The organism is Streptomyces ziwulingensis (assembly GCF_039542605.1).
In the GTDB taxonomy this organism is placed as follows: Bacteria; Actinomycetota; Actinomycetes; order Streptomycetales; family Streptomycetaceae; genus Streptomyces; species Streptomyces ziwulingensis.
On the sequence record NZ_BAABIG010000022.1, the window covers coordinates 233,976 to 249,781 of the forward strand.

Here is a 15,806-nt window from a genome sequence, read left to right on the forward strand (position 1 = left end):
TCCTCACAAGCAGCGGGAGCGGGATCGGGAGGCAGAGCAGGAGCGGTGCTGAGAGCGGGGGCGGGCGGCCGCGGTGCGGCCCGCCCGCCCCCGACGGGCGTCAGCGACGCGCGCGACCCCGGGCGGCGGCGCCGCCGCGACGGCCGCGGGACGACGACGAGGGCGCGGCCCGGCGCCGGGAGGGCTCCTGGACCGGGACGGCGATGACGACCGGGATGCCGGAGGGGCTCTGGGCGCCGGTGATCCGGTTCAGCTCGGTGTCGCCCGGACGGACCGGGGTGACCTCCGGGTTGATGCCGGCCGAGACCATCAGGCGGCTCATGGAGCGCCGCTGGTCGGGAGTGACCAGGGTGACCACGCTGCCGGACTCGCCGGCGCGCGCGGTGCGTCCGCCGCGGTGCAGGTAGTCCTTGTGGTCGGCGGGCGGGTCCACGTTGACGACCAGGTCGAGGGCGTCGACGTGGATGCCGCGGGCGGCGACGTTGGTCGCCACCAGCGCCGTCACCGAGCCGTCCTTGAACTGGGCGAGGGTGCGGGTGCGCTGCGGCTGGGACTTGCCGCCGTGCAGGCCCGCCGCGCGGACGCCGTTGTTCAGCAGGTGCTTGACCAGCTTGTCCACGGCGTGCTTGGTGTCCAGGAACATGATCACGCTGCCCTCGCGGGCCGCGATCTCGATGGCCGTGCGCTGCTTGTCCGTGTCGTGCACGTGGAGCAGGTGGTGCTCCATCGTGGTGACGGCGCCCGCCGACGGGTCGACGGAGTGGACCACCGGGTCGGTCAGGTACCGGCGGACCAGCAGGTCGACGTTGCGGTCGAGGGTGGCGGAGAAGAGCATCCGCTGCCCGTCCTGGCGTACCTGGTCGAGCAGGGCGGTGACCTGGGGCATGAACCCCATGTCGGCCATCTGGTCGGCCTCGTCCAGGACGGTGATCGCGACGTCGTCGAGGCGGCAGTCACCGCGGTCGATGAGGTCCTTCAGGCGCCCGGGGGTGGCGACGACCAGCTCGGCTCCGCCGCGCAGCGCGCTGGCCTGCCGGCCGATCGACATGCCGCCGACCACGGTGGCGGCCCGCAGCCCGAGGGAGCGGGCGTACGGGGTGAGCGCGTCGGTGACCTGCTGGGCCAGCTCGCGGGTGGGGACCAGCACGAGGGCGAGCGGCTGCCGGGGCTCGGCGCGCCGGCCCGCGGTGCGGGCCAGTACGGCGAGGCCGAAGGCGAGGGTCTTGCCCGAGCCGGTGCGGCCGCGGCCGAGCACGTCCCGGCCGGCCAGGGAGTTGGGCAGGGTCGCCGCCTGGATCGGGAACGGCGCGGTCACGCCTTCCCGGCCGAGGGTGGCCAGGAGCGGCGCCGGCATGTCGAGATCGGCGAACGACTCGACCGCGGGGAGCGCGGGAGTGATCGTCTTCGGCGCGGCGAACTCACCCTGCGGCGCGGCCCGGCGGGGACGGCCGTGGCCGCCCTTCGGGGCGCTGCCGCGGAAGGCGCGGCGCGGCGCGGCGGAGCGTCCCGCGGCCGAGCCGCCGGAGGCGCCGGTACCGCCGGAGCGGTCGTAAGTTCGGGGCGTGCGTGCACGATTCAAAGCAGAACCTTCCTCGATGCGACACGTATCAAGGGAGGCTCCGCGGGGGATGGGGCGCGCGGAGAATCGCGAGAACGAGCCGGAAACGACGGGGCGATCCGGAGGCATGTCCTCCGGGCCCGGAATGCAGCGAGCTGGGGCCCGCACCCATGGTGCGGGCCCCAGCTCAAGTACGCGTCAGCGTCGGCGTCAGGCGGGAACGATGTTCTCAGCCGTCGGGCCCTTCTGGCCCTGACCGATGTCGAACGTCACCTTCTGGCCCTCGAGCAGCTCACGGAAGCCCTGGGTGGCGATGTTCGAGTAGTGGGCGAAGACGTCCGGGCCGCCGCCGTCCTGCTCGATGAAGCCGAAGCCCTTTTCCGAGTTGAACCACTTCACGGTACCGGTAGCCATTTTTTTCTCCTTCGGGACGGTGCAAGGAGTCCACTCTGTGCGAACTCCGGTCGCCGCGATGATCACCCCGTCGGAAAAACACAGGCAAGCACAACCGCAACTGACGTCGACATTAGCAGGTCCCGATGGTCCTCGCGTGGCGGCGAAACGGGGGTCGGCGGCGGTCCGGGAATATTGCTCGGAGCGGGTCTGGGATTGTCACTTCGCGCCCGCAGATTTCCTCCCGGCCGCGTTAAGGGCTCGCGGACGCCCGGCAGTTCCGGTGGCCCACGGTGATCATCCGTCGCCCTCCGTGATGATCAGGGCCGCGGCGACGCCCGGGGTGAGACGAAGGCCACATCGGCCCGGGCGCGCCGCGCGCTACGGCCGGCCGAACGCCGCCACCATGAGTGCCTGCGCCACCTCGTTCATGCCCTCGCCCTTGGCGTCGGTCGCGTTGACGCTGTAGACGAGCGTGCGGGAGCCGTCCCGGGTGCCGGCGACGGCCGTGTTGTAGCCCCAGCGCCCGCCCGTCTTGCCCCACACCTCGCGCCCGCCCAGCACCTTCATCGACAGGCCCGCCGAGTACGCGGCGGGCTCGCCGCTCTCGAAGTCGGTCACCTTCGGCAGGGTGAACATCTCCTCCAGCAGCGGCCCGCGCACGACCCGGCCGGCGAACAGGGCCCTGGTGAACCGTTCGAGGTCGGCCGTGGTGGAGACCAGGTCGCCGGCGGCCCAGGCGTCCGTCACCCCCCACACGCTCACGTCGCGCAGTCCGGTGGTCCCGTCGTCCAGCGTCATCGTCTGGTAGCCGTGGTTGTACGGGCCGACGATGCGCGGCTCGGCCCCGGGGGAGTAGGTGTCGCGCAGCCCGAGCGGCCGCAGCACCCGCCGGGCCACCTGGTGGGCGTACGAGTCCCCGGTGACGCGTTCGATCAGCAGGCCGGTGACGGTGTAGCCGATGTTGAGGTAGTGCTGCCGCTCGCCCGGCGCGAACTCGGGCCGCTCCGAGGTCGCCGCGCGGACCATGTCCTCGGGGTCGTACCCGCGCAAACGCTCGGCGTACGCCTCCTCGACGGTGTCCCCGAACAGGTCGGGCGCCGGAATGCCGTGCGTGTGGTCGAGCAGTTGCCGCACGGTGACCCGGGCGTACGACGCCGGGATCAGCTCCGGCAGGTAGGACCGGGCGCTGCGGTCGAGGTCGAGCCGGTGCTCGGCGACGAGCTGGAGGGCGACGGCCGCGGTGAAGGCCTTGGTCACGGACCCGGCGCGGAAACGGGCCGCGGGGTCGGCCGGCCGCCCCGACACCAGGTCGTGCACGCCCGCGCTGCCCCGCCAGCCGCCCCCGGCGCCCCCGACGCGGACCAGCGCGGCCGTGGCGTCCGCGCTGGGCAGCCCCGTCAGCGCGGCCCGCAGCGCGCTGGCCGTGTCCGGGCCGACGGTCCCGGCGGCACGGGCCGCGGCGGACGGGCCGGAGGGGATGGAGGGGATGGAGGGGGTGGAGGGGGTGGAGGGGATGAAGGGAGCGGAGGGGGCGGACGCGGCGGCCGGCAGGACCGACGGGCCGGCCGCCGCGACGCCCAGCACGAGGGTGGCGGCCAGCAGGGCGCGGGTGGCGTTGCGCATGGTCAACTCCAGGGGTCGGGGCCGGTGTTCCGGCCGGCTCCATCCTGGTGACCCGCGGCTTCCCGCGGATCGCCCGCGCGGGCGGGCCGGCGCGGGCGGTTCCTCGCCCACGCGGCGGAGGGAGCGGGAGCGGCCGCTCCCCCGGGCGGGGGATCACCGGCGGCGATCAGGCCCGTCTCGTAGGCGCAGATCACGGCCTGGATACGGTCGCGCAGGTGCAGCTTGGCGAGCACGTTGCCGACGTGCGTCTTGACCGTGTGCTCGCTGACCAGCAGCTCGGCGGCGATCTCGGCGTTCGACCGGCCCCGCGCGAGCAGCAGCAGCGTCTCCCGCTCGCGTCCGGTGAGCACGTCGAGTCGCTGATCGGGCCGGCGCCGGGGGGCGGGGCGGGTGTACTGCTCGACCAGGCGCCGGGCCACGGACGGCGCCAGCAGCGAGTCGCCGCGCGCGACCACCCGTACGGCGTGCACCAGGTCGTCCCGGCGGACGTCCTTCAGCAGGAAGCCGCTCGCGCCCGCGTGCAGCGCCTCGTACACGTATTCGTCGGTGTCGAAGGTGGTCAGGATCACCGTCCGGCAGTCGCCCGCCGCGCCGATCGCGCGGCAGGCGTCGATGCCGTCCAGGCGCGGCATGCGGATGTCGAGCAGGGCCACGTCCGGCGCGTGCCGCCGGACCGCCGCCACGGCCTCGGCCCCGTCCCCCGCCTCCGCGACCACCTCGATGTCCGGCTGGAGCCCGAGGATCAGCGCGAAGCCGCTGCGCACCAGCTCCTGGTCGTCGGCCACCACCACCCGGATCGTCAACGCGGCACCTCGGCGGGGGACGGGACGGGGATCGCCGGGGCCGGGGAGGTTGCGGGGGCCGCCAGGGCTACGGGGGCCGCCGGGGCCACGGGTATGCGGACCCGTACCGCGAAGCCCCGGCCGTCCGGGCCCGGACCGGTGCGGGCCGTGCCGCCGTGTGCCGCCGCCCGCTCGCGGATGCCGGCGAGGCCGTGGCCGCCGCCCGCGGCGCCGGGCCGGGGGCCGCGCCCGTCGTCACTCACCTCGACGCACAGCTCACCGTCCCCGTGGACGAGCCGTACGGAGACCAGGCGGGCGTCCGCGTGCCGGACGGTGTTGGTCAGCGCCTCCTGCAGGACGCGGAAGACGGTCGTGCCGGTGGCGTCCGGCAGAGGTACGGCCGTCCCCGCGGTCCGGTACGTGACGGCGAGACCGCTCGCCCGCACCCGGTCCAGGAGAGCGGGCACCTCGGCCATCCCCGGCTGCGGAGCGCGCGGGGAGTGGGCCGGGCCGTCCCCCTCACGCAGTACGCCCAGCATGCGGCGGAGCTGGGCCATGGCGTCCCGGCCGGTCTCGGAGATCGCCTCGAAGGCGGCCTCGGCGCGGTCCGGGGCGGCCCGTACCGCGAGTGGGCCCGCCTCGGCCTGGACGAGCATCAGGCTCACCGCGTGGGAGAGGATGTCGTGCATCTCCCGGGCCAGCCGGGCCCGTTCGCGGGCGACGGCCTGTTCGGCCTCGATCCGGTCGGCCCGCCGGCGGGTGTCGGTCAGCCGTCCGAAGACGTAGGCGGCGGCGAACACGAAGAGGGAGAAGCTCAGTTCGCGGGCCGAGCGGGTGTTGAGCCATACCCCGGCCGGCACCGCGGCCAGCATCAGCACTCCGGCGGCGAGCCGCTTGGCCGGCGGTGACGACGCGGCGATGGTGTGGACGATGACCAGCCCGGCGTACGGCAGCGGCTGCCCCGGCCCCGCCATGGCGAGCCCGTACAGGCCGGTGGCCGCGAGGATCGCGAGCAGCACGGCGAGCGGGGCGCGCCGGCGCCAGACCAGGGGCAGCACACTGAGCGTGGTCACGCCGTACGCGGCCCAGGTCGCCGGTTCCAGCCCCGGCGGGCGCGGAACCACGAACGGCATCGTCACCGCCGCCTGGACCAGCAGCGCGATGCCGAGGTCGACGGCCAGTGGACGGGTCTCCCCCAGCGCCCGGCCGCGCTCCCACCACCCCTTGGGCCCGCCGCCCCGGCGTCCTCGCGGTCCGCGCATCCCGAGCCCCCTCGTCCGCGTCCCCTCCCGGTCGGGCCGGGAGGGTGGCACCACACGGTAACGGGCGGCTGAGGGAGGCGAGTTGGGGCTCGGGTGGGGGGCGGTGGGAACGGTGGGGGCGGTGTGGGTCAGCCGCGGCCGAGGGCCGTGCGGCTGCGGCCCAGGTCGAGGAGGACCGTCTCGCCGGTCGAGTCGTCCAGGCCGTCGTTGTCGGTGATCGCGTAGAGGTGGCCGTCGCCCGCCACCGCGAGCCCTTCCAGCTTCTCCTGCGTCCAGCCCTTGGTGGCCCGCAGGTCGGGCAGCACGTCGTGGGCGAGGGTCTTCGCCAGGACGGGGAGCCGGCCGGCCGGGGCGGCGCTCTTGGGCAGCGGAACGGTGTAGATCCGCTTGATCTTCGCGGCCGGGCCGTTCAGCTTGTCCCGTTCGATGACGGCGAGCCGGTCGCCGACGACCGTGATCTCGGAGAGCCCGATCCAGTCGCCGTCCGTGGTGGTGGTCGAGAGCCGGTAGCCGTACCAGCTCCAGGTCCCGGCCTGGACGTCGTACCGTCCGAGCCGGACGACGCCCGCCGGGTCGGTCTTCACCTCGCGCTGGAGGGCGGCCCAGAGGACCTCGTGGCCGCGGGCGTCGGTGGTGGCGGTGACGCCCTCGAAGCCCTGCGAGCCGAGGCCCGCGGCGACGTCCGACGGCAGCGTCACGACCTGCCGGGTGACGCCCTTGCTGTCCAGTCGTACGAGCTGGTTGCCCGCCCCGGTCCGGCCCTCGACCGCCAGCCAGAAGCCGCCCTGGGGGCGGGCGTGGATGCCCTCGGCGTCGTAGCCGACGGGCCGGCCGGCCGCGTCCTTGACGGTCAGTTCCCGGGTGATGACGGCGGGCGTGCGGGAGGTGTCGAGGGTGAGGACGCGGGTGGTGTCGTAGGCGGCGTCGGTGACGGAGTACAGCGCGTCGTCGCGGCCGGGGACGGCGGAGAGGGCGCCGAGCGCGCCCCAGCCGATCGGCGTGCCGTCGCCGCTGCCGGCCGACACGACGGACGGCTGCGCGGGGGTGCCCCGGCCCAGCCGGAACAGGCTCACCGAGGCGCGCACGCCCGCCTCGGCGTCGTCCTCCTCGCTGGAGACGGCGAGCAGGCCGCGGGAGGCGATCGGCAGCAGGCCCTCGGGTCCGTTGGTGGTGGGCAGGAGCTGCCGGAACACCGGCTTCACCGGGTTGTCGATGTCGTAGACGGCGACGAAGTTGCTGCGCTCGGAGCCGACGAAGGCGTACCGGGTGGAGCCGTAGGTGGCGATGGCCAGGCCCTCGGGCTCGGTGCCCTTGTTCTCCGAGCGGTCCTCGTTGAGCAGGCCGTAGCGGGCGGCGAGGTGCTCGAAGGTGTTGCCGGCGTCCCAGGCGACCTTGCCGGTGCGGCTGTCGAAGACGGTCCAGCCGCGGGTGCCGCCCTTCCAGTCGCCCTCGTTGGCGGTGGCGAGGTAGCGGTCGTCGATCCAGCCGACGGCGTCCGGCTCGCGCGGGACGTCGGTGATCGAGCCGGTCTGGTCGAGCACGCCGTCCTCGACGGTGTCGATGCCGTCGACCGAGGCGGTCCCGGCGCTGAACGCCTTGGTGATCCGGCCGGTCGGCAGGTCGATGAGGACGACGCCGTTGTTCTCCTGGAGCGTCAGGGCGAGCTGGCCGCGGCTGTTGACGGAGACGTACTCCGGCTCCGGGTCGGTCGGCGCGGCGATCCCGGCGGCGGCCAGCACGGGCAGCGCCGAACCGTCCGCCTCGGTGAGGGCCACCTCGCGGGTGGTCCACGCGGCGGGCTTCGACCCCTTGAGGTCGACGATCCGCACGAACCCGGCGGGTGCCTGCGGCAGGTCGCCCTCCTCGCCGCCGGCCGGGGTGGCCTCCTCGTCGCGCTCGTTCTCGATGGCGATGGCGGCGTACCGCTTGTCCTTGCTCAGCGCGATGGAGTCGGGCTGCCCGCCGAGGTCGTGGCTGGCGACGCGGGTGCGGGTCTTCAGCGAGATGACGTCGAGCCGCCCGGACGGGGTGGTGTAGCTCGCGCTGGTGTTGACGACGACCAGGACGTACTGTCCGACGACGGTCACCGAGGTCGGCTCGTCCTCGGCGTCGCCCAGCTCCTTCAGGGAGAGCGTGCCGAGCCCCTCGGGCCGGCCGGCGTCGCTGATGTCGAGGAAGCCGATGCGGCGGGCGGCGGCGTCGGTGTAGACGAGGGTGCGGCCGTCCTCGCTGGTCGCGGAGATCTCGGCGACGGTCTGTTCGGCGGCGTCCGCGCCGGCCGGGCGGTTCTCGAACACCGGGTAGGTGGCGGTCCGCTGGAACGCCGAGCCCCGCCCCGGCCCGTGCGCGCCGCCACCGCCCTGTCCCGCGGTCGCCGCTTGGGCGCCGCCCAGGGCACCCGCGGTCACGGCCAGGGCCGCGAGGGCGGCGTAACTTCTCTTCGGCAGCATGGTGGTTCCTCCGGTGTCGTCCGCGGTCCATCGCGGAGCCGGATCGTCGCAGCCGGGAGCCAGGGGCGCCGGGCGCGCCGGTGAACGCCGGACGAAGATCACGTGGTCCGGGGGTGACGGGCTGTTCGGACCCCCTGCCCCGGCACTCCCCGGACGCGCAGCCGCCGTGGGCGTCCCGTTCGGACCGGTGGTCCGTCATGCTCAGTACACGTCACGGACGTAGCGCTTGGCCCGGCGCAGCTCCGCGAGGTACTCCCCGGCGTCGTCGCCGCCGCGTCCGCGCCGCTCGGCGATGACGCCCAGCAGCGCCGCCTCGACGTCCTTCGCCATCCGGGAGGCGTCGCCGCAGACGTACACGTACGCGCCCTCCTCCAGCCACGCGTACAGCTCGCGCGCGCGTTCCCGCATCCGGGTCTGCACGTAGATCTTCTCGGCCTGGTCGCGGGAGAAGGCGAGGTCCAGTTCGGTGAGGACGCCGTCGGCGCGCAGCGCGGTCAGTTCGTCCTCGTAGACGAAGTCGGTCTCCCGGTGGCGGTCGCCGAAGAAGAGCCAGTTGCGGCCCGAGGCGCCCCGCGCGGCGCGCTCGTGCAGGAAGCCGCGGAAGGGGGCGATGCCGGTGCCCGGACCGATCATGATCATCGGGGCGTCGTCGTCCGCCGGGACGCCGAAGGAGGCGTTGGGCTGGAGGTAGACGCCCACCGTCCCGTCCGCGCCGACCCGGCTCGCCAGGTAGTTCGAGGCGACCCCCTCGTACGAGCGCTGCCCGGTGCCGTAGCGGACGGAGGCGACGGTGAGGTGGACGCGGCCGGGGTGGGCGAGCGGGCTGGACGAGATGGAGTACTGCCGGGCCTGGAGCGGGCGCAGGAGCGGCAGGAGGCCGTCGAGGCCCGGGGCGGCGGGGCCGGCGTCGCGGAGCAGGTCGAGGATGTCCCGGCCCCAGAGCCAGGAGTCGAGGTCGAAGCGGTCGCCGTGCGCGACGACCGCGGCGAGTTCGCTCTCCGGCGCCCGTTCCACCAGGTCGGCGACGAGTTCCTTGGACGGGGTGCGGATCTCCCGCCCGGTGCGCAGCAGCTCGGCGAGCGGCCGTCCGTCGGCGTCCTCGTCACCGCGGGCGCCGAGGTGGTCCAGCAGCTCCCCGACGAGTGCCTCGTCGTTGACCGGTACGACGGCGAGCGCGTCGCCGGCCGCGTAGGTGAGGCCGCTGTCACCGAGGTCGAACTCGTAGTGCCGGATCTCCTTCGCGCCGCGCGGCGAGGAGAGCAGCCGGTTCACCGCGAGCCGGGAGCGGTACGGGTTGCGCCGGTTCCAGGAAGAACGGGCGCGGGGGGCCGGCGCGGCGGCGGGCGTCGCGGCGGCGGGCGTCGCGGTCGCGCCGGTCTGGGCGACCAGCAAATCCAGGACGGCCGCCGTCCACGCCGCCGCGGGTTCCTCGAAGTCGACGTCGCAGTCGACGCGTTCGTGCAGCTTGACGGCGCCGAGCTGTTCCAGCCGGGTGTCGATGACCTTCGCGGCCTGGCAGAAGTCGTCGTAGCCCCGGTCGCCGAGGCCGAGGACCGCGTACCGCAGCCCCTCCAGGCGCGGAGCCGCCTCCGCCTGGAGCGCCTCCCAGAACAGCAGGGCGTTGTCGGGGAGTTCGCCCTCGCCGTACGTCGAGGTGACGACGAGGACGTGGGACATGGCGGCGAGCTTCTCGGGCGGCACGTCGTCGAGCGCGGTGGCCCGGGCGCCGAGGCCGCGGCCGCGGGCCCCGGCGACGACCTCGCCGGCGAGGAACTCGGCGTTCCCGGTCTGCGTGCCGAACAGGACGTCGATCGTGGCCGCGGGCGGGTCGCCCGCGCCGGCGTGGCGGCGGCCGGCCGCCGCCACGCCGGCCAGGAACCCGGCGAGCCACGCCTCCTGCTGGGCGGAGAACGGCGCGTCGGCCGGGATCAGCGATCCGGTCGGGGGCATGAGGGTCACGCGGTCACCGCCTCGGTGGGGGCCTGCGGGGCCAGCCGTCCGGCGAGGTCGGCGAGGGCCGCGCCGGCCAGCAGCTCGTCGAACCGGGCGGCCCGCACGCGGCCGGCGTTCTTGGTGTTCTGGTGCATGATCCAGCCGTAGGTGCCGGGGGCGTCCATGCTCAGGTTGTTGCGCCGGCTGAGCGCGCGCTTGTACGCGTCCAGGCGCAGGATCGCGATCAGCGTGGCGAGTTCGTCGTCACCGAACCGCTCCAGCGTGCCGCGCAGGTACTTCACGACGCCCTGCCGGACGAAGAAGTCCTCGGTGAGCACGAGGTTGCGGACCGCCTCGGCGACCCGCGGATCGTCCGGGCCGCTCGCCCCGGGCACCCGCTTCAGCGCGAGGTCCTGCGCGATGCCGAGCACGGTGTACGAGGACAGCAGCGAGAACATGTCGTCCCCGCCCGCGTCACCGAAGGCCGGGGCCCGGCCGCCGAGCACGGTACGGCGGTCGCGGTAGTCGACCTTGAACGCGCGGAGCTTCTCCGTGGCGATCGAGGCCGCCAGCTCGTCCAGCAGCTCGGCGCGGGTGGCGGCGGCGAGGATCTCGCCGGCGTCCTGGTAGAGCAGCAGCGCGCGCGGCATCCCGCAGTACACGTGCTCGCGTTCGGCCGCCCAGTTCTCCAGCAGGCGGGCCGCGAGCGGCGAGCCGGTGGCCTCGAAGTGCCAGGTGAGCAGCAGCCGGACGGCCTCCTCGTGGAAGGCGCCGTGCGCGGTGTCGGTGACCGGGAAGACGAGGAGGGAGTCGGCGCTCACCCGGCCGGGCAGCTCGCCCGACGGGTCGTACTGGTAGAGGAAGCCGCCGCTCATGCCGTTGCCCAGGCCCTTGCCGAAGCCGCCGAGGTTGAGCACGGTGCCGCCGGTCATGTACTCGCAGCCGAAGTCGCCGACGCCCTCGACGACCGCCGTCGCGCCGGAGTTGCGTACGGCGAACCGGTCGCCGGCCTCGCCCTGCACGAAGGTCCGGCCGCCGGTCGCGCCGAACAGCGCGAAGTTGCCGACGAGCACGTTGCCGCCGCGCTCCGCGGCACCGCCGCCGGGGGCGCGGACGACGATCCGGCCGCCGCTCTGGCTCTTGCCGACGCCGTCGTTGGCGGTGCCGGTGTGTTCGAGGGTGATGCCGTCGTTGCAGAAGACGCCGTAGGACTGGCCGGCCGAGCCGGTGGTGCGGACGTGGACGGCCCCGTCCACGAGACGGCGGCGGCCCCGGTCGTCGGTGGTGACGGCGGGGGCGTCGAAGACGTCGGTGCCGTGGGTGCCGGTGCCGGTGCCGTGGTCGCCGGTGCTGTGGGTGCCGGTGCCCTGCTTGCCGGGCCCGTGATTGAGCAGGCGTTCCACGTCGAGGGAGAGCTGGCCGCCCACCGACTTGTCGCTGTTGCCGAGGCGGACGCCGTCGACGGTCACGGCCGGCTCGCGCCGGTCGAGCAGCGCGGCGCGGACGCGGTCGATGAGGGCGTCGTCGGTGGTGAAGTCCTTCTCCAGGTACTCCGGGTCCGGCACGATCTTCTCCGGCACCCGGGCCAGCAGGCGGCGGACATCGAGCCGTCCCACGCTCGCCGGGTGGTCGAGGAGCTGGAGCAGGTCCGTGCGGCCGCGCGCCTCGCGCAGCGAGCGCAGCCCGAGGCGGGCGAGGATCTGCCGTACGTCGTGCGCGATGTTGAGCAGGTACTGCGCCAGCGCGCGCGGGTCGCCCTCGAACGCCTCCGGGTTGGTGGTGAGCCCGGCGGGGCACTTCACGTTGCAGTTCTTCGCCATGACGCAGCCGAGCATCATCAGCGCGGTGGTGCCGAACTCGAAGCTGTCCGCGCCGAGCAGCGCCGAGGTCACCACGTCACCGCCGGTCTGGTGGGCGCCGGAACACCGCAGGACGACCTTCTGCCGCAGCCCGTGGGTGAGCAGCGCCTGGTGCACCTCGGCGACGCCGATCTCCGCCGACCGGCCGGCGTACTTCAGGCTGGTGACGGCCGCGGCGCCGGTGCCGCCGGTGTTCCCGGCCACGTTGATCACGTCCGCGCCGGCCTTGGCGACGCCGACCGCGATGGTGCCGATGCCCTCCGAGGAGACCAGCTTGACGACGACCCGGACCCGGGCGGCCTTGCAGTCGTGGATGAGCTGCGCGAGGTCCTCGATCGAGTACGTGTCGTGGTGCGGCGGCGGTGAGATCAGCTCGATGCCCGGGGTGCCGCCGCGCGCGGCCGCGATGTCCACGGTCACCTTCGGCGCGGGGAGCTGGCCGCCCTCGCCGGGCTTGGCGCCCTGCCCGATCTTGATCTCCAGTTCCTCCAGCATCGGGTCGGCGAGATAGCCCGCCCAGATGCCGAACCGGCCCGACGCGAACTGCTTGATGCGGGAGCCGCGGACGGTGCCGTACCGGGTGTGGTGCTCGCCGCCCTCGCCGCTGTTGGACATCGCGCCGACCATGTTGGTGCCGTGCGCGACGGCCTCGTGCGCGGTGGCCACCAGCGCGCCGTGGCTCATCGCGCCGGAGGCGAGCGCGCGGGTGAGGGTGTGCGCGGGCTGGACCTCGTCGAGCGGCACGCTGTCGGGCGCGCACTCCAGCAGGGTGAGCAGGCGGGCGGCGGTGCCGGTGGCGGTGACCTCGACGCCGTCGGCGTCCGCCGCCCGCGCCTCGACCTCACCGGGGTGCGCGAGCGCGAGCCCGGCGGCGAGGGCGGCGTGCCGCTCCGCCCGGTCGTCGGGGCCGAGGGCCGCGGGGGAGGCGGGCGAGGTGGGTGACGCGGGGGGCGTGAGGCTCAGCCGGACCGTCACCGCGGCGGTGACGGTAGCGGTAGCGGTGGCGGCGGTGGCGTCCGTTCCGGCCTCGGACCGGCCCGTGACGGTCGCGACGACCCCCCGGGCCGTGACGCTCGCGTTGCCGGTGGTGGAGAACCGGCCCAGCTCCCGCGCGAAGTCCTCGGCGGTACGCAGCCCCGTGACGTCCGCGGGCAGCGCGAGCACGTCACGCAGGGCCGACGGGCGGCGCGAGCGCTCCTCGTGCGTGGTGCGCAGGAAGGCGCGGTACCCCGGCGTGATCCGGAACGCGTCGATCTCGGCGTCGCTCAGCGCGTCGTACCCCGTGTTCCGGTACGCGGCGTCGGTGATCCCGAAGGCGTCGTCGAGCTGGCCGAGGGTGAGCAGGCGCAGCGCGTCGGAGTCGTCGTCCCGGCCGAACCGGGGCTGCTCCTCGGTCATGCCGCCGAAGCCGCGCACGGCGCCCAGGCCGAACGAGTGCCCGGCCCCGTCCGACCGCTCCTTGAACAGGCCGAGCAGCGGGATCTGCCGCTCGTCGGCGACCGTGCGGGCCCGCTCGTGCCAGTCGGTCGCGGCCTGCGCGACGCGGGCGAAGCCGACGCCGCCGACCGGGGCCTCCAGGTGCGGGAAGATCCGGGCGAGGACGTCGTCGCGGGTGTCGAGGTAGTTGGGTTCGAAGAACTCGCCGCCGATGTAGCTCTCGGCGGTGCACAGCCCGACCCGGCCCATGGTCTTGGCGAGGGACTTCTCGGCCGCCTTGCGGAACTTGGCGAGCGCCCGGTCGGTCTCGGTGATCTCGCCCGCGGGCGCCGGTGCGCTCGGGTGCTTCTCCTCGGCGCGCAGCCGTGCGCTGAGGCTGTAGACGGCGGAGGCGCCGAAACCGAGTGCGGTCGCGACGTGGTGCGAGGAGGCGAGCTGGCCGCTCTCCGCCACCAGCGAGACGCGCAGCCGCAGCCCGGTCTCGATGAGGCGCTGGTTGACCGCCGCGACGGCGAGGACGACGGGCAGCGGCGCGCGGGTGGAGGAGACCGCCCGGTCGCTGAGCAGCGCGATGCCGCCGCGCTCGGCGGCGAACCGCTCGACGCCGTCGCACAGGCGGGTCAGCGCGTCCCGGAGCGCGTCGGCGTTGGCGCCGCTGTCCCCGGTCACCGGCGGGTAGAGCATGTCGAACCGCTCGACCGGCACGATCCGCTGGTCCCGCAGCCGCACCATGTCGAGGTGCCCGAGCACGGGGGACGCCACCACGAGCTGACGCCCGATGCGGGCCCCGGTGGTCCCGGTGGTCCCGGTGGCTCCGGTGGCTCCGGTGGCTCCGGTGGCTCCGGTGGTCCCGGCGGCCCCGGTGCCCGCCGCGCTCCCGGTGCCGTCCGGCTTCGGGCCGAGGGCGACCCGCATGCTCATGCCGTCGGCCTCGCGGATGCTGTCCAGCGGCGGGTTGGTCACCTGGGCGAAGCGCTGCGAGAAGTACTTCGCCATGCCGCCCTCGGTGTCGCTGAGCGCGTTGATGGCGTTGCCGTACCCCATCGCCGAGATCCGCTCCGACCCGTCGGCGAGCATCGGGTCGAGCATGAACCGGAAACTCTCCTGGTTCAGCGAGTACGCCACGTACCGCCCGGCCAGGGTCAGGTCGCCGTCGTAGCCGAGGGTCGACGTACCGCGCACGTAGTCGGGGGCGGGCAGGTCGTCCAGGTTGACCCGGGCCGCGTCGAGCAGCTCGCTGTACGGCCGGCGCGCGGCGAGCGCGTCGAGCACCTCGCGGGTGCGCATCCGGCGTCCGGTGCGGTGGTCGACGACGAGCATGCCGCCGGCCTCGATCCGCCCCCGGTGCACGACCTCGTCGTCGGGGAAGGCGACCTGCCCGGCCTCGGAGGCCACCATCAGGTACTCGGCGGTCTCGACGGTACGCAGCGGGCGCAGGCCCAGCCGGTCGAGCCGGGCGCCGACGACGTCCCCGTCACTGAAGATGACGGCCGCCGGGCCGTCGTTCTTCTCCTCGTACAGCGAGAAGTACTCCAGCATGTCCCGGACGGCGACGGGCAGGGTGCGGTCGTTCTCCCAGGCCGGCGGCATCAGCGAGACGACCGCCTCGACGAGGTCGAGACCGTCGTCGAAGACCCGGCTCTGCAGCGTCTGGTCGAGCCGCGAGGAGTCCGACTGCCCCGGCGGCCGCACGATGCTCCTGGTCCGGGCGCGGGCGAGGGCCTCGTCGCTCAGCCGGTTCTTGCGGTCGGTGTTCAGCTCGCCGTTGTGCGCCATCAGCCGGAACGGCTGCGCCATGGTCGGGTGCGGCTCGGTGTTGGTGGAGAACCGGGTGTGGAAGTACAGCGAGCGCACCGAGTGCCGAGGGTCGCACAGGTCACGGAAGTAGCCGACGATCTCGCCGGAGTTCAGGCGCCCCTTGAGCACCTGGGTGCGCGCGCTGAGCGAGAGCGGGTACAGCCCGGCGTACGTCTCCTCGGCGTAGGCGACGGCCTCGACGGCGAGCAGCGCGCGGTGCGCGGCGGCGTCGACGTCGGCGCGCGGCCACGTCCCGGGGGCGCGGAAGACCCACTGCACCAGGGGGAGCTGGTACTGCTCGGCCGCGGGCCGGGCGACGGTGTGGTCCACCGGCACGTCCCGCACCAGCAGCGTCTCGAAGCCCTGCGCGGTGATGCTCGCGGCGACGAGGTCCAGGGCGGCGGCGCGGCGGCGGGCGTCGGTCGGCACGAAGCAGTTGGCGACGCCGAAGTGCCCGGCGCGCAGGTCCTCGCCGGTGAGCGCGGTGAAGAACTCGACCGACAGGTCGACGCTGACGCCCGCGCCGTCCCCGACGCCCTCGGCGGACTTGCCGCCGCGGTGCGGGATGGCGCGCAGCGCCTCGTCGCCCTTGCGGATGACGTCGTGGCTCGGCGTCCCGTCGAGCCGGGTGAGGAAGCCGACGCCGCAGTCACTGTGGTCGAGGGCAGGGTCGTGCAGACCGGGGGTGGAGCGGTTCACGGGCGGATCCT

Annotated in this window: 8 protein-coding genes; all 8 read right to left on the minus strand. The window is 74.4% G+C overall.

Features of this window, described 5'->3' with window-relative positions:
- Positions 1-100 precede the first annotated feature (100 nt).
- The 8 genes from ABEB00_RS12090 to ABEB00_RS12125 all read right to left on the minus strand — a co-directional run bounded on the left by ABEB00_RS12090 (position 101) and on the right by ABEB00_RS12125 (position 15,795).
- Positions 101-1,579: a DEAD/DEAH box helicase gene (locus ABEB00_RS12090; protein ID WP_345619398.1), complete on the minus strand. Its 1,479-nt coding sequence runs from the start codon at positions 1,577-1,579 to the stop codon at positions 101-103.
- Positions 1,580-1,768: 189 nt separating this feature from the next.
- On the minus strand, positions 1,769-1,972 hold the full coding sequence (locus ABEB00_RS12095) for a cold-shock protein (protein ID WP_009189702.1): 204 nt from the start codon (positions 1,970-1,972) through the stop codon (positions 1,769-1,771).
- Positions 1,973-2,332: 360 nt separating this feature from the next.
- The gene (locus ABEB00_RS12100; protein WP_345619399.1) at positions 2,333-3,577 is read right to left on the minus strand and encodes a serine hydrolase domain-containing protein; all 1,245 of its coding nucleotides are present in this window, start codon (positions 3,575-3,577) and stop codon (positions 2,333-2,335) included.
- A gap of 2 nt (positions 3,578-3,579) precedes the next feature.
- Entirely contained in the window at positions 3,580-4,380 is an 801-nt protein-coding gene (locus ABEB00_RS12105) for a response regulator transcription factor (protein ID WP_345619400.1), read from the minus strand.
- Positions 4,377-5,621, minus strand: coding sequence for a sensor histidine kinase (locus ABEB00_RS12110; RefSeq protein WP_345619401.1), 1,245 nt, complete (start codon positions 5,619-5,621; stop codon positions 4,377-4,379). The genes ABEB00_RS12105 and ABEB00_RS12110 overlap by 4 nt, the downstream gene beginning before the upstream one ends.
- Positions 5,622-5,749: 128 nt before the next feature.
- On the minus strand, positions 5,750-8,071 hold the full coding sequence (locus ABEB00_RS12115) for an esterase-like activity of phytase family protein (RefSeq protein ID WP_345619403.1): 2,322 nt from the start codon (positions 8,069-8,071) through the stop codon (positions 5,750-5,752).
- Between the two features lie 201 nt (positions 8,072-8,272).
- Positions 8,273-10,021, minus strand: a complete 1,749-nt coding sequence (locus tag ABEB00_RS12120; RefSeq protein ID WP_345619674.1) for a sulfite reductase subunit alpha — start codon at positions 10,019-10,021, stop codon at positions 8,273-8,275.
- 5 nt (positions 10,022-10,026) lie between these two features.
- On the minus strand, positions 10,027-15,795 hold the full coding sequence (locus ABEB00_RS12125; protein WP_345619405.1) for a glutamate synthase-related protein: 5,769 nt from the start codon (positions 15,793-15,795) through the stop codon (positions 10,027-10,029).
- Positions 15,796-15,806: the final 11 nt, after the last annotated feature.